Raw genomic sequence first — 15465 nt, forward strand, 5'->3', positions numbered from 1 at the left:
TACGGGCGCCTCCTCTGCGCTGCTCCCAACGGGGGCACACGTTCTTTGACGTAGTGTAACGAGTAAGAAGAAAAGGCCGGGCCCAACAGCCCGGCCCCAAGCGCTCTGTGCGTTCAGCGCACAGAGGCCAAGAAGTAAGCAAGGGCACACGGGGGATGCCTAGGCTCTCAGAGGCGACGAAGGACGTGATAAGCTGCGATAAGCACTGGGGAGGAGCACATATCCGCTGATCCGGTGATTTCCGAATGGGGCAACCCCCCTGCTTGAAGAGCAGGGACTGTGCCTTGTATGAGGCACGGGGCAAACCCGGGGACTGAAACATCTAAGTACCCGGAGGAACAGAAAATAACTAATGATTCCCCAAGTAGTGGCGAGCGAACGGGGACAAGCCCAAACCAAGCCGGTTACGGCCGGCCTGGGGTTGTAGGACCGCAACATCTGATTACCCAATCTTAGCCGAACGACGTGGGAAAGTCGATCACAGAGGGTGAGAATCCCGTAAGCGAACGGATTGGGTACGGTAGCGGATTCCTGAGTAGGGCGGGACCGGAGAAATCCCGTTTGAATCCGGCGGCACCATCCGCCAAGGCTACATACTCCTGAGAGACCGATAGTGAACCAGTACCGTGAGGGAAAGGTGAAAAGAACCGCGAATAGCGGAGTGAAAAGAACCTGAAACCGTGTGCTTACAAGCGGTCGGAGCCCTTTTGTGGGGTGACGGCGTGCCTTTTGCATAATGAGCCTACGAGTTACTCTTCTCCGGCAAGGTTAAGTGCTTGGAAGCACGGAGCCGCAGCGAAAGCGAGTCTGAACAGGGCGCGAAGTCGGGGGAGGTAGACGCGAAACTTTGTGATCTACCCATGGGCAGGGTGAAGGTTGGGTAAAACCAACTGGAGGCCCGAACCAGTTTCCGTTGAAAAGGATTTGGATGACCTGTGGGTAGGGGTGAAAGGCCAATCAAACTGAGAAATAGCTCGTACTCCCCGAAATGTATTTAGGTACAGCGTCGGCGTGGAGTCAGCGGGAGGTAGAGCTACCGATAGGACTAGGGGTGTCACAGCCTACCGAATCCTGACGAACTCCGAATGCCCGTTGATATAGCCGGCAGTGAGGCTTGGGGTGCTAAGGTCCCAGGCCGAGAGGGAAAGAACCCAGACCATCCGCTAAGGTCCCTAAATTCGGACTAAGTTGAACAAAGGAGGTCCAGTTGCTTTGACAGCCAGGATGTTGGCTTGGAAGCAGCCATTCATTTAAAGAGTGCGTAACAGCTCACTGGTCGAGCGACAGGGCATCGATAATACGCGGGCATCAAGTCCGGTACCGAAGCGATGGATTTCTACTTTGGTAGAAGTGGTAGGGGAGCATTCTGGTCAGCGGTGAAGTCGTCCTGTCAGGGACGGTGGAGCGGCCAGAAAAGCAAATGTAGGCATGAGTAACGATAAGGCCGGTGAGAAACCGGCCCGCCGATAGACTAAGGTTTCCTGCTCAACGCTAATCGGAGCAGGGTTAGTCGGGACCTAAGGCTACGCCGAGAGGCTACGTCGATGGACAGCGGGTTGATATTCCCGCACTTATCCAGTGGAGTGATGCAGTGACGCAGAAGTGAAAGCACCGCGGGCGGACGGAAGTGCCCGTTGAAGCGCGTAGGTATAGGGACGGTAGGTAAATCCGCCGACTTTGCTGAAACGTGATAGTACCCGGCGGCCTCGGCCAACGGGATAGCGTGCCTAATCAGACTGCCAAGAAAACCTGCTAAGCGTTTACCGCTGGATAACCCGTACCGCAAACCGACACAGGTAGTCAAGGAGAGCATCCTGAGGCGCTCGAGTGAATCACGGCCAAGGAACTCGGCAAAATGGTCCTGTAACTTCGGGAGAAGGGACGCTTCCTCTGCGCAAGCAGAGAAGCCGCAGTGAAAAGGCCCAGGCGACTGTTTAACAAAAACACATGACTTTGCGAACGCGCAAGCGGAAGTATAAGGTCTGACACCTGCCCGGTGCCGGAAGGTTAAGAGGGGAACTTAGTCGCAAGGCGAAGGTTTGAATCGAAGCCCCGGTAAACGGCGGCCGTAACTATAACGGTCCTAAGGTAGCGAAATTCCTTGTCGGGTAAGTTCCGACCTGCACGAATGGTGTAACGATCTGGGCGCTGTCTCAGCCGTGAGCTCGGTGAAATTGTAGTCTCGGTGAAGATGCCGAGTACCCGCAACGGGACGGAAAGACCCCGTGCACCTTTACTATAGCTTGCCATTGACGCTGGGCAACACATGTGTAGGATAGGTGGGAGGCGTTGAGCCGGGGCCGCTAGGTCTCGGGGAGCCGACGTTGAAATACCACCCTTGTGTTGCTCGGTGCCTAATCTGGAACACGGAAACAGTGGCTGGTGGGTAGTTTGACTGGGGTGGTCGCCTCCAAAAAAGTATCGGAGGCTTTCAAAGGTCCGCTCAGTACGCTTGGTAACCGTACGCAGAGCGCAATAGCAGAAGCGGGCTTGACTGTGAGGCCTACAAGCCGAGCAGGGTCGAAAGACGGATATAGTGATCCGGTGGTTCCGCATGGAAGGGCCATCGCTCAAAGGATAAAAGGTACGCCGGGGATAACAGGCTGATCTCCCCAAGAGCTCATATCGACGGGGAGGTTTGGCACCTCGATGTCGGCTCGTCACGTCCTGGGGCTGGAGAAGGTCCCAAGGGTTCGGCTGTTCGCCGATTAAAGTGGCACGCGAGCTGGGTTCAGAACGTCGTGAGACAGTTCGGTCCCTATCTGTTGCGGGCGTTGGACATTTGAGAGGACCTGTCCTTAGTACGAGAGGACCGGGATGGACCAGCCGCTAGTGCACCGGTTGTGGCGCCAGCTGCAGCGCCGGGTAGCTACGCTGGGATGAGATAAGCGCTGAAAGCATCTAAGTGCGAAACTCACCTCAAGATGAGATGTCCCAATTGAAGGGTCGTGGGAGATGACCACGTTGATAGGCGGCAGGTCTACCGGCAGAAATGCCGCAGCCGAGCCGTACTAATGACCCGAACGCTTCGGGCACCCCGCTTGGGGCCCCTGTTCTTCTTACCCGTTGCCTGCGTCAACGTTTTTTGGGGTGCCCTGAACCCGCACCCCCGCCAGCAATGGTGGCTTTAGCCCGGGGGTTCACCTCTTCCCATTCCGAACAGAGCCGTTAAGCCCCGGAGCGCCCATGGTACTGCCTTCACCGGCGGGAGAGTCGGTCGCCGCCAACCTTGTTGTTTTGCCCGCGGCCCCCGCCCCCGCGTCCCTGCCCCGCTTCGGGGGCCAGGGATGCGGGGCGGGGGCCGCCCCGCGTTTACCCCCCTTCTCGCAAGCCGTGTAAAGTAACTATATATCTGCTCATATATTATAAGCAGATATATAGTTAGTACTATTGAGAGGTTTATAAAGCTTCTTCTATTCCTTGTCTAAAGAATTTGAATTATCCTTTAGCTGTATTCCAGAAATCTTTCTGCGAAAGGATGCATTTAGCATATAAAATATCTTATCTGCTGCCTCTGCATACTGTAGGCCTTCAGGTCGAATATTAGAAACGCAATTCCGAGCTTTGTCTGTAAGGCCAATTTTAGGTGAGTAGGTGAAATAGGCGCTTAGGCTCTGTAGAGAACTCAACCCCGGCCTTTCACCAATCAAAATAAGAGCAATCTTAGTTCTGAAGATTTCTCCTATCTCATCGCTAATTGCGACGCGCGCCTGTTCGGCAAGAATGAGAGGGCCAACTCGAATTCCAGCTTGCTGAAGTTGGGGTAATAGGAATCGAATTACGGCTATAGAATACTTGTTTATAGCCGTCGCTGATAATCCATCTGCCATTATGATTACTATATCCGTTTCGTCGTCAGCGCATTCCTGCAAATGTTTGTGAGAAGATTCGTGCAGCTGACGACCTAAGTCGGGCCGCCTTAGGTACTCTTGGCGGTTCGAAGCTTTGCTTCGAACCTGATAAATTGGTAGCTGAAAAGTTTGTAATTCCTTCAGAAGCTTTTCTAAGTTCAATTCTGAGTATACAGCATCACGTGCTTGAGCATGAGCAAATTTGAGAGCTAACGCTTCTTGTAATGGCACACTCGTTCCTACACGACCTAATGCTATACGAGCATCAGTGAATCTTTTTAACGAAACCCAAGGGTCAGATGCATTTAAATGATCAGGCCTTTGAAAGGGCAAGTTCTCCATTACCTAAATATTTTATACAATTATCTGACCACTAACGATATATAAAAATACCAACGTAGGAGATTATAATAGCGCTTTTGGCATGTTCGCGAAGAGTTTATGTCCAGGCTGTGCTGGTAACAAACGGCCTTTTTCATTGAAAATCCCTTGTTGCATAAGCCACCCTTCAAATTCGGGGGTTGGACGTAAACCTAGAACATCTCGCACATACAATGCATCGTGGAAGGAAGTAGATTGGTAGTTCAACATGATATCGTCGGCGCCAGGCACACCCATGATAAAGTTGCAACCAGCTACTCCTAGAAGAGTCAAGAGATTGTCCATATCATCTTGATCGGCTTCGGCGTGGTTGGTGTAGCAGATGTCAACGCCCATCGGCAGGCCTAGCAATTTGCCACAAAAGTGGTCTTCGAGGGCGGCCCGGATAATTTGCTTACCATCATACAGGTATTCGGGGCCAATAAAACCCACAACTGAATTAACTAACAGGGGTTTAAACCTACGCGCTACCGCATAAGCCCGGGCTTCGCATGTTTGCTGATCAACGCCTTGATGAGCATTTGCAGAAAGAGCACTCCCCTGCCCTGTTTCAAAATACATTACATTTTGGCCCATGGTGCCGCGTTTTAGCTCTAAAGTGGCGTGCCATGCTTCTTCTAGTAGCGCCAAGTCTATGCCGAAGCTGGTATTCGTAGCTTCCGTACCACCGATCGATTGGAAAGTTAAGTCTATGGGTGCGTTTCGCCTGATTAGTTCCAAGGTAGTTGTGACGTGGCAGAGCACACACGATTGGGTAGGAATTTCATAATGCTGGCGCATCGAATCCAGCAAATTTAGTAAGTCATTGGTTATATGGATGTTATCGGTGGCAGGATTAATACCGATTACGGCATCGCCACTGCCATACAATAAGCCATCCACCACACTGGCCAAAATGCCACGCGTATCGTCGGTAGGATGATTGGGTTGGAGACGTGTGGCAATGTGGCCTTTTAGCCCTAATGTGTTGCGAAAGCGCGTTACTACTTCGCATTTGCGAGCAACGGAAATCAATTCTTGATTTCGCATTAGCTTGGATACGGCGGCTACCATTTCCGGGGTCAGCGCGTCCGCAATTTCCTGCAGCGCTATCGTATCGGTTTCAGGCATCAATAACCAATCGCGAAGCTGGCCAACTGTAAAATGCTGGATGCGAGCGAAAGATGCAGCGTCATGCGTATCAATGATCAGGCGGGTAACTTCGTCTTTCTCGTAAGGAACGACAGTTTCCTGAATGAAATCGGAGAGCAATACGTCTGCTAACGTAATTTGGGCAGCTACCCTTTCTTCGTAAGTGGCAGCGGCCACTTCGGCCAACACATCGCCCGAACGAAGCGGCGAAGCTTTGGCCAGCAGCGTTCTAAGATCGGGAAATTGGTAAACCCGGCTTCGAATGGTGTGTTGGTAGCGCATAGATCATACAGTCTTCGAGTCAGACGCCTTCGGCTTTTGCCAGCAAGGCTTCTTGAGTCAGAGGCCGCCGCTGGCCTAGCAGCAGAAAAATGCCTCCGGTCAGAGCTAAGCCAACAAAAAATAACGCACTGATTATCAGGTTGTAATAAATAATAGCGCCCAAACTTACAATCGTCAGTAACAACGCTACAGCAGGGAAAATTGGATAGAAGGGCACCACAAAAGGCCTTTCCAGCTGCGGCTCCGTCCGGCGCAATGCGAATAAGCTGAGCAAACTCATCCCATACATAACCACTGCCCCCAGTACCGAAAGCACAATCACTTGGTTGGTAGTGCCTGTCAGTAAGGCGCCGGCGCCAACCAGCCCACCGACTACCAGAGCCCAATGCGGCGTCTGAAATCGAGCGTTTACCTGACTCAGGAAACTGGGCAAATAGCCGCTTCGCGCCAGCGCAAATACTTGCCGCGAATAGCCAATGATGGTGCCGTGAAAAGAAGCCACTAAGCCAAACAGGCCGATGCTGGCAAATACCCGCGTCAAAGGGCTCTGGCGGCCTAAGACTATTCCTAATGCTTCGGGCAATGGATAATCGATGGCGCTCAGCCGTTGCCAGTTGGTGATGCCGCCTGTGAGTATCATGACTCCCAAGGCCAGCGCAATGAGCGTAAGCAGTCCGTAGATATACCCTTTGGGAATGGTACGTTTGGGATCCTCTACCTCCTCGGCGACCATAGCGACTCCTTCGATTGCCAGATAAAACCAGATGGCAAACGGCAAAGCGGCAAAAATCCCCGTGAGCCCAAAAGGCATAGGCCGAGTCAGGAAATTCGTCATGTTAAAATGCGGAGCTACAAGCCCCATATACAGCAGTAGCTCAGCGACGGCAAGTATCGTAACAACCAATGAGAACATAGCGGACTCCTTGATTCCCAAAAGGTTGATACCAATAAAGACCACGTAGCACACCAAAGCCGTATGCAAAACCGGAATACTTGGGTACAGAAAATGCCCGTAGCTACCCAGCGCAAAGGCAATGGCCGGCGGTGCAAACAGAAACTCAACGAGGGTAGCGTACCCAGCTATTAATCCCGCTAGCGGCCCAAAGGCTCGATACGAATAGGCAAACGGCCCACCCGCATGCGGTATCGCAGTTGTCAGCTCGGTAAAGCTGAAAATGAATGTGATATACAACACTGTAATTATCAACGTGGCCACTAGCATGCCGATGGGGCCTGCTACGGCCCAACCGTAATTCCAGCCAAAATATTCGCCTGAAATGACCAGTCCCACTGCTATGGCCCAGAGATGCAGCGGCCTTAATACTTTCTTCAAACCAGGAGAGGCAGGTGCCGTAATCATCGCTGACAGGTTTGGGTTGATCCGTATAATGTATTGAATAAAAGCCAAATAGCAGCATTCAGGACCACTTCAGCCTTTTTTGCGAGGATTATTTCCAATGCAAAACGGTTGCAGGATCAGTGAACCAGACTTTTCACTATCTTCTTACTAGGTAAACTTCCGAGGTTTTACTACTCAAATCTGCTTGCGCCGATCCAGCAAGGTTTCTTCATTCTGGGTGCAGGATTGGCAACTAACCCAGGCCTTTCGTAGGTTTGGGCTCCCACCCTCTTCTAACCTTTTTTCTAGCTTTTCATTTTCCTGTCATGGCTGAACAAACCCTTACCGGACTGCGCGCCGGCGTACTACACGGCGACGAGGTACAGAACCTTTTCAAATTCGCCAAGGCGAATGCCTTTGCCCTGCCCGCCGTCAACGTGACGGGTACCAACTCGGTGAACGCGGTGCTGGAAACGGCCCACGAAGTCAATTCGCCTGTTATCATACAGTTTTCCAACGGTGGCGCGCAGTTTTTTGCCGGCAAATCGCTGCCTAACGGCGACCAGCGTGCCAGTATTGCGGGGGCCATTTCGGGTGCTCAGCACGTGCACACGATGGCTTCGGTGTACGATGTACCGGTTATTCTGCACACCGACCACGCCGCCAAGAAGCTGCTGCCCTGGATCGACGGGTTGCTTGAGGCGGGCGAAAAGCATTTTGCGCAGTATGGCCAGCCGCTGTACAGCTCGCACATGCTCGACCTGTCGGAAGAGCCGATTGAAGAGAACATCGAAATCTGCAAGCGCTACCTCGAGCGCATGAGCAAAATCGGTATGACGCTGGAGATTGAACTTGGCGTGACCGGCGGTGAAGAAGATGGCGTGGACAACTCCGATGTCGATAGCTCGAAGCTCTATACCCAACCTTCCGAAGTTGCGTTTGCTTACAAAGAGCTGAGTTCGGTAAGCCCCCGCTTTACGGTAGCGGCTGCCTTCGGTAATGTGCACGGCGTGTACAAGCCCGGCAACGTGAAGTTGCAACCCGTCATCCTGAAAAACTCGCAACAGTACGTGCAGGAGCACTTCCAAACGGGTTCACAGCCTGTTGACTTTGTATTCCACGGCGGTTCGGGCTCTAGCCAAGAAGAAATTCGGGAGGCTATTTCTTATGGTGCCATCAAAATGAACATCGACACCGATTTGCAGTGGGCACTTTGGGAAGGCATCAAAAACTATTACGTAAAGAACGAAGCCTACTTGCAAGGCCAGATCGGTAACCCCAGTGGTGCCGATTCGCCGAATAAGAAATACTACGATCCACGTGTGTGGCTCCGTGAAGGTGAGAAAACCTTCGCAGCGCGCCTCAAGCAAGCGTTTGAAGATCTGAACGCAGTCAACCGCAGACCATAACTATCTTATAATCAAATACTCACAAAGGCCGCTTCTTCATTGAAGTGGCCTTTGTCATTTTGACGCGATTCGAGTTTGTGAGATAAGCTCCTATGTACTCAGCCTGATTGAAGTTGTCAAATCCGCTGTGTATAGCCTCAAAGGAGAATATGGCTTAACACGGAAAATGCGATTGTACATATTCAGGACCAAACCCTGAGTTCAGACTTATTGCATAATATAAGTTATAAAATTATGTGATTTTTTGACCGGTTTTACTACGATAAATGTGTGTAGATACCATCACGAATAATTAAACTTTTTGAAGCTATTAGTCACAAAACTGCGCATCATTAATTAATGATTTTGCTACTCGGTTAATTCTTTTATTTAGAGCATTTTATCCAGGTTAAACTAGAATCCAACGCAGTCTGGACATATATAAGCCCTCTGAACGATTCTTCTACAAGCAACGACTTACATTCCCCCTCATTATGCAATACACTCACAATCAAATAATTATAATTTATATACACAACATATAGATAACATAATTCTAAGAACAGACTGGATACAACTATGAAGGATGCACATATCCTAAAATTGCATTTATCTAATATATTTCTGTATTAAGTCAAAGGCAATCCCATAGATTGTTTAAACTATTCGAATACAAATTGACTTTTTCAAATAAGCGTTCTATTACAAAAACAATGAACTATAAACTTAACATTGTGTTAAAGTCAGCACGAAAATCCTGCGCTAGCTTTGCGCCGAATTCTGGCATGCCGGATTTTAACAGTTTGGAATAAACGATTTACTCTGTTTTTCATCTTCACTCTTTGGCTTAAATGAAAAAACCCTTACTCGGGTACGGCAGATATCTTCTGCTGCTGCTTCTGCCCTGCTTTGCCTTTCATCCAACGAGTGTAGATCGCCGCGAGGTTTCGACTGCACTTTTTGCTGCAAACACGCAAGAGACCTTCGATACAGGTACCAAGACGGATTATGCCACCGGAACCGTTGCCCTCACGACTGGCAACTGGATTCTGACGGACGGCGTGCTGGGCGCCACCGATGCCGATCGGAAAAACGGCGCGCAGGCCGTACGCTTACAAGGCGCCGGCAAGCTCACGATGGACTTTTACCTGCCGACAGGAGCTTCTACGATTACCATACAGCACGCCATTTACGGCTCCGACGGCAGCAGCAGTTGGGAATTGTGGGCGCAGGCGCAGTCGTGCAACTGCAACAAGTGGACAAAGCTGGGCAACACCGTTTCGACCACTAGCAACACCCTGCAAACGGCAGCTTTCACGGCCAATATTTCGGGCAACGTCAAGTTTGAAATCCGGAAGACATCTGGGGGCAGCGCCCGCCTGAATCTCGATGATTTTGCCGTGACGGAGTTTGGCACCGAGGCCCCTTCCGTTGACAACAATAACGTTGCGCTGGGCAACCCCAGCGGCGCCGTTACGGACGTCAGCTATTTTGATAACTACTTGCTGGTCAAGCCACAGTATGTAATGTCGTATAACCGCGACCAGGGCAAACCCAACTGGGTAAGCTGGCACCTCGATATTTCTGACCGCGGTACTGCTGACCGGCAGGACGACTTCCGCAACGACCCTTCGTTGCCAGATGGCTGGTACCAAGTGCAATCGACCAGCTACAGCGGCAGCGGCTTCGACCGGGGCCACAATTGCCCGTCGGCCGACCGGACTTCTACGCTAGAAAACAACTCGGCGACCTTCTTCATGACCAACATGATGCCGCAGGCGCCTAACAACAACCAGAAAACCTGGGCCGACCTGGAAAATTACACCCGCACGTTCCTGCCCGGCAACGAGGTGTACGTGATTTGCGGTAGCTACGGCGTGGGCGGCGTGGGCAGCAACAACGCTACAGTGGTCAATACCCTCGACCAAGGCCGCGTGACGGTACCGGCCCGCTGCTGGAAGGTGATTGTGGTGTTGCCGGTTGGCGACAACGATGCTTCGCGGGTGAACGCCAATACCCGCATCATCGCCATCGACACGCCGAACGTCAACTCCATCGACACGAACTGGGGCACGTACCGCACCAGCGTCGATGCCATCGAGAAAGCAACCGGTTACGACTTGCTCTCGAACCTGCCCGTTGACGTGCAGACGGTCATCGAGTCGAAAGTCGATAACGGCCCGACCAATTAAGCTCAACTTCCCGGATTTTCTTACAAAGACATAACCGTCTGTATGACAAGTTTTTATAAAAACGCTTGGAAGCTTGGGCAATTGCCGGCTTTGCTTGCTTTTCTGTTTTTCTTCGGTGCGCACCAGAGTTGGGGTCAGACACCGTATCAGCTGGCCACCGGAACATACACAGAGAATTTTGGTGATGTTGCCAATTGGACCGACAACTTTGCCTCAGGCTTAGGTGCCAATCGCTTTGGGGTCGCCCCCCAGCAGACCAGCCCTGCTTTGCCTAATCAGACCAAAGTTTTTGCTACCGGTACTGGGGGGGGCGTACAAAAAGGCACTGGCGCAATCGTACTTCTGGCAACCGGTGCCTCTCCTGATGGCGGCAACGCAGCTGCTTTCGATCTTTATTTAGATTTTACAGGCGTCACCGCCGGAACCATTAGCCTAGATTGGGCCGAAGTCAACAACTCATCCGGCGATCGGCGATCTACTTTCAAGCTCCAAACAAACACCGGCGACGGCGGAGCCTTTGTTGACCTAGGTGGCTCAAGTGTAGTGGTTACCAATAACGTAGCTGCTTCAGGCAACTTAACTTCCATTGCCCTACCTGCAGGCTTCTCTAATAATGCCACTGCCAAAATCCGCTTTTTTCTCGTGACCTCGGCCGGCGGTACTACTGGCAGCCGCCCCAAAATCAGCCTAGACAACGTAGTCGTTACTGCTGGTTCAACGGGTACTCCAGTGCCAACTATCACTACCACAGCCTCGGCTTACAACAGCCCGTTCTGCGTTACTTCTGCTTCGGGAAGTACTTCATTCAACGTTGCTTATACCAGCAGCGGTACTTTCACGGGCACTTTTAGAGCGCAGCTGTCGAATGCTTCGGGGGCGTTTCCAAGCAATGCCACCGATAACATCATCGGCAGCGGCAGCACTTCGCCTATTTCGGCAATTATTCCGGCCGGTACGCCCAGCGGAACCGGCTACCGGATTCGGGTAGTAAACGACGCTCCGGCCACGTACGGCGCCGATAACGGCACCAACCTTACTGTTTCTCAGAGCGTTACCACCAACCCAGTTACAGTAACACCTCCCGACGCTCAAACTATCTCGCTTACAGGAACAGGCACTAACCTCACGGCCAAGGCGGCTTCGGGCTCAACCTTTACCTGGCAATACAGCACCAGTGCTTCAGGGCCTTTCACCACGGCTATCGGCGGTGCTACTAGCGCAATCTACCAGCCCAAAGGCTCCGATTTTGGCGCAGCCGGCACCTATTATGTAGTTGCAAAATCCAGTTTATCAAACACTTGCGGATCGGCTACTGGTGAAAGTTCGCCCGTAACCATCACCATACCTGCGGCTACGAAGCCGGAGATAATCACTTCCGTGTCGACATTACCTGCTTTCAGCGCTGTAGTGGCAGGCGCGGCGACCAGCCCGCAAAGCTTCACGGTGAGCGGCACAGGCTTGTCTTCTCCCCTATCCATCACGCCTCCGGCCGGATTTGAGATTCGTACTGGCACGCAGCCTTTTGCTTGCTGTGTTATTCAATTGCAACCGACCGACGGCACAGTAAATACTACTACCATCGACGTCCGCTTTGCCCCAACGGCGGCCCAGGCATATCAGGCTACCATCCCGGTGAACAGCAGCGGCGCGGCCGATCAATCGGTTGCCGTGAGCGGCACCAGCACGGCTCCGGTATATCCGGCAACCGTGAGCACGGCGGAGCTTACCAACATTACGCCCACCAGCGCCTCAACCGGCGGCAACATACCCGACGACGGGGGCAGCGGCATTACGGCGCGCGGTGTGGTGTGGGGCAAAACGCCTAACCCAGTCCTGAGCACGCTCAAGACCAGCGACGGCACGGGTTCGGGCGCCTTCACCAGCGCCATCACCGGCCTGACGCCCGGCACTACCTACTACGTGCGGGCCTATGCTACCACAACCAGCGCGGGCACTGCCTACGGGCAGGAGTTTACGCTGGTCACGACAACGGTGCCGCTTGCTGCCGAGCCTACCAAGAACTCCGCCCTAACCGCTTCCAACGTCACCAGCACTTCGCTGCTGCTGAACCTAACGGGTGGCGACGGCACGAAGCATTTGATTCTGGCCCGCCTGGGCAGCGCCGTAGATGCTGCCCCCGTGGACGCTACGACGTATACTCCCAATACTGCTTTCGGCCAAGGCACCCAAGTGGGCGTCGGCAACTATGTGGTGTATGGTGGCACTGCCGATACGGTAACAGTTCGCAACCTGCGCCCTAACACGACCTACACGTTTGCCGTTTTTGATTACAACGACAACGATACGCCCTTCGCCGAAAACTACCAGACCTCTTCTCCCGGAACGTTGGCCCAGGCAACACTGGCGGTGCCGGCAACTATGCTGCTCGAAGAAAACTTTGCTTATAACTCGGGCGATTTTCTGACCAACAACGGCTGGGCGGCTCACAGCGGCGGCACTACTAACGCCGTCGCCGTAGCTGCACCAGGTCTTACCTATGCAGGCTACGGTGCCGGCAGCATTGGCAATACAGCCTCCATTACAACGACGGGCCAAGACGTTAACCGTCAGTTTGCTGCCGTGTACGCCCGCACGCCGGTGTACGCCTCCTTCTTGGTGAAAGTATCGAGCGCCGGTACGGGTGACTATTTCTTCCACCTGGGGCCGACGATCCTGAGCTCTAACTTCAAAAACCGGGTTTACGTCAAGAAAGGACCTACCACGGGCAAAGTGCAGTTTGGCATCAGCGGCAACGGCACCAACATCCTTTACACCACCGAAGAATATAACCTGAACGAGACTTACCTCCTGGTTGTAAAGTATTCGTTTGATGAGACGGGCACCACGAGCCGCCTGTACATCAACCCCGCGGTGAACGCCGAACCGACAACTGCCGCAGTGGAAGCACTGGAAACCACGGGTACACCTTCCGACATTGGCACCGTTGCGTTGCGTCAGGGCGGTGGCAATACCTTGGCTCCCAACCTGCTGATTGACGGCATCCGGGTGGGCACTACCTACCGGGTCGTGCGTACGGGCCTGACCTGCCTTGCGCCAACGCCTTCGTTTACAGCCACTACGGTTTGCGCCGGTACGGCTACGGCCTTCAAGGATGCCTCGACAACTGTTGAGTCGAATGCTACCTATGCTTGGGATGTCGACAACGATGGCAAAGTAGATTACACCACTAAAGGCAACATCAGCCACACCTACGCGGCGGGCACTTATACTGCTACCCTGACCATCACCCAGGGCGCTTGCTCCGATACCTACACCCAACAAGTAACTGTGCGGGCCTTGCCAACGGCTACGTTGACCGGCGACGCTACGGTATGTGTGGGCACGTCTACCAAGCTGACGGTCCACCTGACCGGTGTTGCTCCCTGGACGGTTGGCTATTCGATTAACGGCGCGGCTGCCCCGGCGGTCCTAACCGTAACGGCTGCTGAAGTTGATGCTGAAGGAAATTACTCCCTAACCGTAACTCCCAAAGAGACAACCACTTATGCATTGACCTCCTTAACGGATGGCAACTGCACTGGCGCTGCCCTAACGGGCTCTGCCACGGTAACCGTTACCACCCCTCCTTCTGTAACCGCACTAAACATCCCGACGGCCAACACCGAAATGGGCAAGTGCGGCGCTTCAGTTGCTTTCGCTGCTACTGCTACGGGGTCTCCTGCTCCCAAATTCGTATACAGCATTGTGAAGGATGGCGTGACCACGGCCATCACCTCTCCGTACTTCTTCCCGGTAGGCGTTACCACGGTCACGGCTACAGCTACCAACAGCTGCGGCACCGACTCGAAAACTTTCACTGTGACGGTACAGGACAAGGAGGCTCCTACGGTCCTGACTCAGAACCTGACCGTGACCCTGAGCAAAGGCAACTTCTCAATCACGGCGGCTGATGTCAACAAGGGCAGCTCCGATGCTTGCGGAATCGCGTCGATCACGCTGAGCAAGAGCACCTTTACCTGCGATAATATCGGCCTCAACAAAGTAACCCTGACCGTCACCGACATTCACGGTAACGTGGCCAGCCAGACGGCGGATGTCACTGTAAAAGGCATAATCCCGACGCCCGTCATCACGCCAAAGCCTTCTTCTGACGTGTACACCGGCGGCGTTGCGACCAATCTTTACATTGGCTACGGTCCGCAGAGCGTAACGCTGACGGCCTCCGGCGGCGTAAGCTACAGCTGGAGCGGTCCGGCTGGACTCAGCAAAACCGACATTGCCAACCCGATCTTCACGGCTACGAAGCCCGGCACTTTCCTCTATACCGTCACGGTTACCAGCGAGACGGGCTGCACCGCCACCAAGCAGGTGACGCTGAAAGTAGTCGACGTACGCTGCGGCAACAAGAACGATAAGGTTACCATCTGCCACAAGGGAAACCCATCCTGCATCTCCTCCGGAGACATTGCTGATCACCTCAACCACGGCGACCAGCTCGGCGACTGCTCGGCTGCTAAACTGACTGCCACAGCGGCCGCCAGCGTCGTGACCACTGAAGCTACCGCCAACGTGTTCGAGGCGTATCCCAACCCCTTCACCGACCGGGCCGTGCTGCACTTCCGCTCGGCAGAAACCGGCAAGGCGCAATTGCTGATCTACAACGCAGTAGGCAAGCTGGTAGCGACGCTCTACAACGGCGTAGCCGAAAGCGGTCACGACTACGAGTTCACCGTGGATGGCGCCACGCTGGCCGAGGGGATATACACCTGCCGCCTGACCACCAACGGCAAAGTGGAAACCAAGCGCTTGGTTCTGGTTAAGTAAGCCCCTTCTGACCAGCAGGCAACCTATTCTTAGGTTACCACCCAAAAAAAGCAACTATCTGATTATCAGATAGTTGCTTTTTTTGTTTTATAATCAGCTGATCCTCACAGTTCGCA

Annotated in this window: 6 protein-coding genes and 2 rRNA genes; 5 read left to right on the forward strand and 3 right to left on the reverse strand. The window is 53.1% G+C overall.

The features are described 5' to 3' along the window. Window positions 1-128: 128 nt before the first annotated feature. Window positions 129-3035: ribosomal RNA gene (locus tag FHG12_RS00070) — 23S ribosomal RNA — on the forward strand. Between the two features lie 82 nt (window positions 3036-3117). Continuing rightward, window positions 3118-3229, forward strand: a 5S ribosomal RNA gene (rrf, locus tag FHG12_RS00075). A 184-nt stretch (window positions 3230-3413) separates the two neighbouring features. Here the strand turns inward: rrf and eutC are convergent. The 3 genes from eutC to eat form a co-directional block, all read right to left on the reverse strand. Next, the gene (gene eutC / locus FHG12_RS00080) at window positions 3414-4193 is read right to left on the reverse strand and encodes an ethanolamine ammonia-lyase subunit EutC (protein ID WP_139513471.1); all 780 of its coding nucleotides are present in this window, start codon (window positions 4191-4193) and stop codon (window positions 3414-3416) included. A 63-nt stretch (window positions 4194-4256) separates the two neighbouring features. Continuing rightward, entirely contained in the window at window positions 4257-5645 is a 1389-nt protein-coding gene (locus FHG12_RS00085; RefSeq protein WP_139513472.1) for an ethanolamine ammonia-lyase subunit EutB, read from the reverse strand. Window positions 5646-5664: 19 nt separating this feature from the next. Further along, complete coding sequence (eat, locus tag FHG12_RS00090) at window positions 5665-7005, reverse strand: ethanolamine permease (RefSeq protein WP_139513473.1); 1341 nt, start codon at window positions 7003-7005, stop codon at window positions 5665-5667. Between the two features lie 305 nt (window positions 7006-7310). Here eat and fbaA point away from each other — a divergent pair, with 305 nt between their 5' ends. The 3 genes from fbaA (at window position 7311) to FHG12_RS00105 (ending at window position 15349) form a co-directional block, all read left to right on the forward strand. Then, window positions 7311-8393 (forward strand): class II fructose-bisphosphate aldolase, encoded by a 1083-nt coding sequence (fbaA, locus tag FHG12_RS00095; RefSeq protein ID WP_139513474.1) that lies wholly within the window; start codon window positions 7311-7313, stop codon window positions 8391-8393. 830 nt (window positions 8394-9223) lie between these two features. Beyond that, window positions 9224-10564 (forward strand): DNA/RNA non-specific endonuclease, encoded by a 1341-nt coding sequence (locus FHG12_RS00100; protein WP_139513475.1) that lies wholly within the window; start codon window positions 9224-9226, stop codon window positions 10562-10564. A 42-nt stretch (window positions 10565-10606) separates the two neighbouring features. Next, window positions 10607-15349, forward strand: coding sequence for a T9SS type A sorting domain-containing protein (locus tag FHG12_RS00105; protein WP_139513476.1), 4743 nt, complete (start codon window positions 10607-10609; stop codon window positions 15347-15349). Window positions 15350-15465: the final 116 nt, after the last annotated feature.

The sequence above is a fragment of the Hymenobacter jejuensis genome, from assembly GCF_006337165.1.
GTDB lineage: Bacteria > Bacteroidota > Bacteroidia > Cytophagales > Hymenobacteraceae > Hymenobacter > Hymenobacter jejuensis.

What these genes read in the sequence shown, in the direction of transcription:
- eutC (WP_139513471.1), bottom strand. Translation starts at nt 4,193, where the DNA reads ATGGAGAACTTGCCCTTTCAAAGGCCTGATCATTTAAATGCATCTGAC.
- FHG12_RS00085 (WP_139513472.1), bottom strand. Translation starts at nt 5,645, where the DNA reads ATGCGCTACCAACACACCATTCGAAGCCGGGTTTACCAATTTCCCGAT.
- eat (WP_139513473.1), bottom strand. Translation starts at nt 7,005, where the DNA reads ATGATTACGGCACCTGCCTCTCCTGGTTTGAAGAAAGTATTAAGGCCG.
- fbaA (WP_139513474.1), top strand. Translation starts at nt 7,311, where the DNA reads ATGGCTGAACAAACCCTTACCGGACTGCGCGCCGGCGTACTACACGGC.
- FHG12_RS00100 (WP_139513475.1), top strand. Translation starts at nt 9,224, where the DNA reads ATGAAAAAACCCTTACTCGGGTACGGCAGATATCTTCTGCTGCTGCTT.
- FHG12_RS00105 (WP_139513476.1), top strand. Translation starts at nt 10,607, where the DNA reads ATGACAAGTTTTTATAAAAACGCTTGGAAGCTTGGGCAATTGCCGGCT.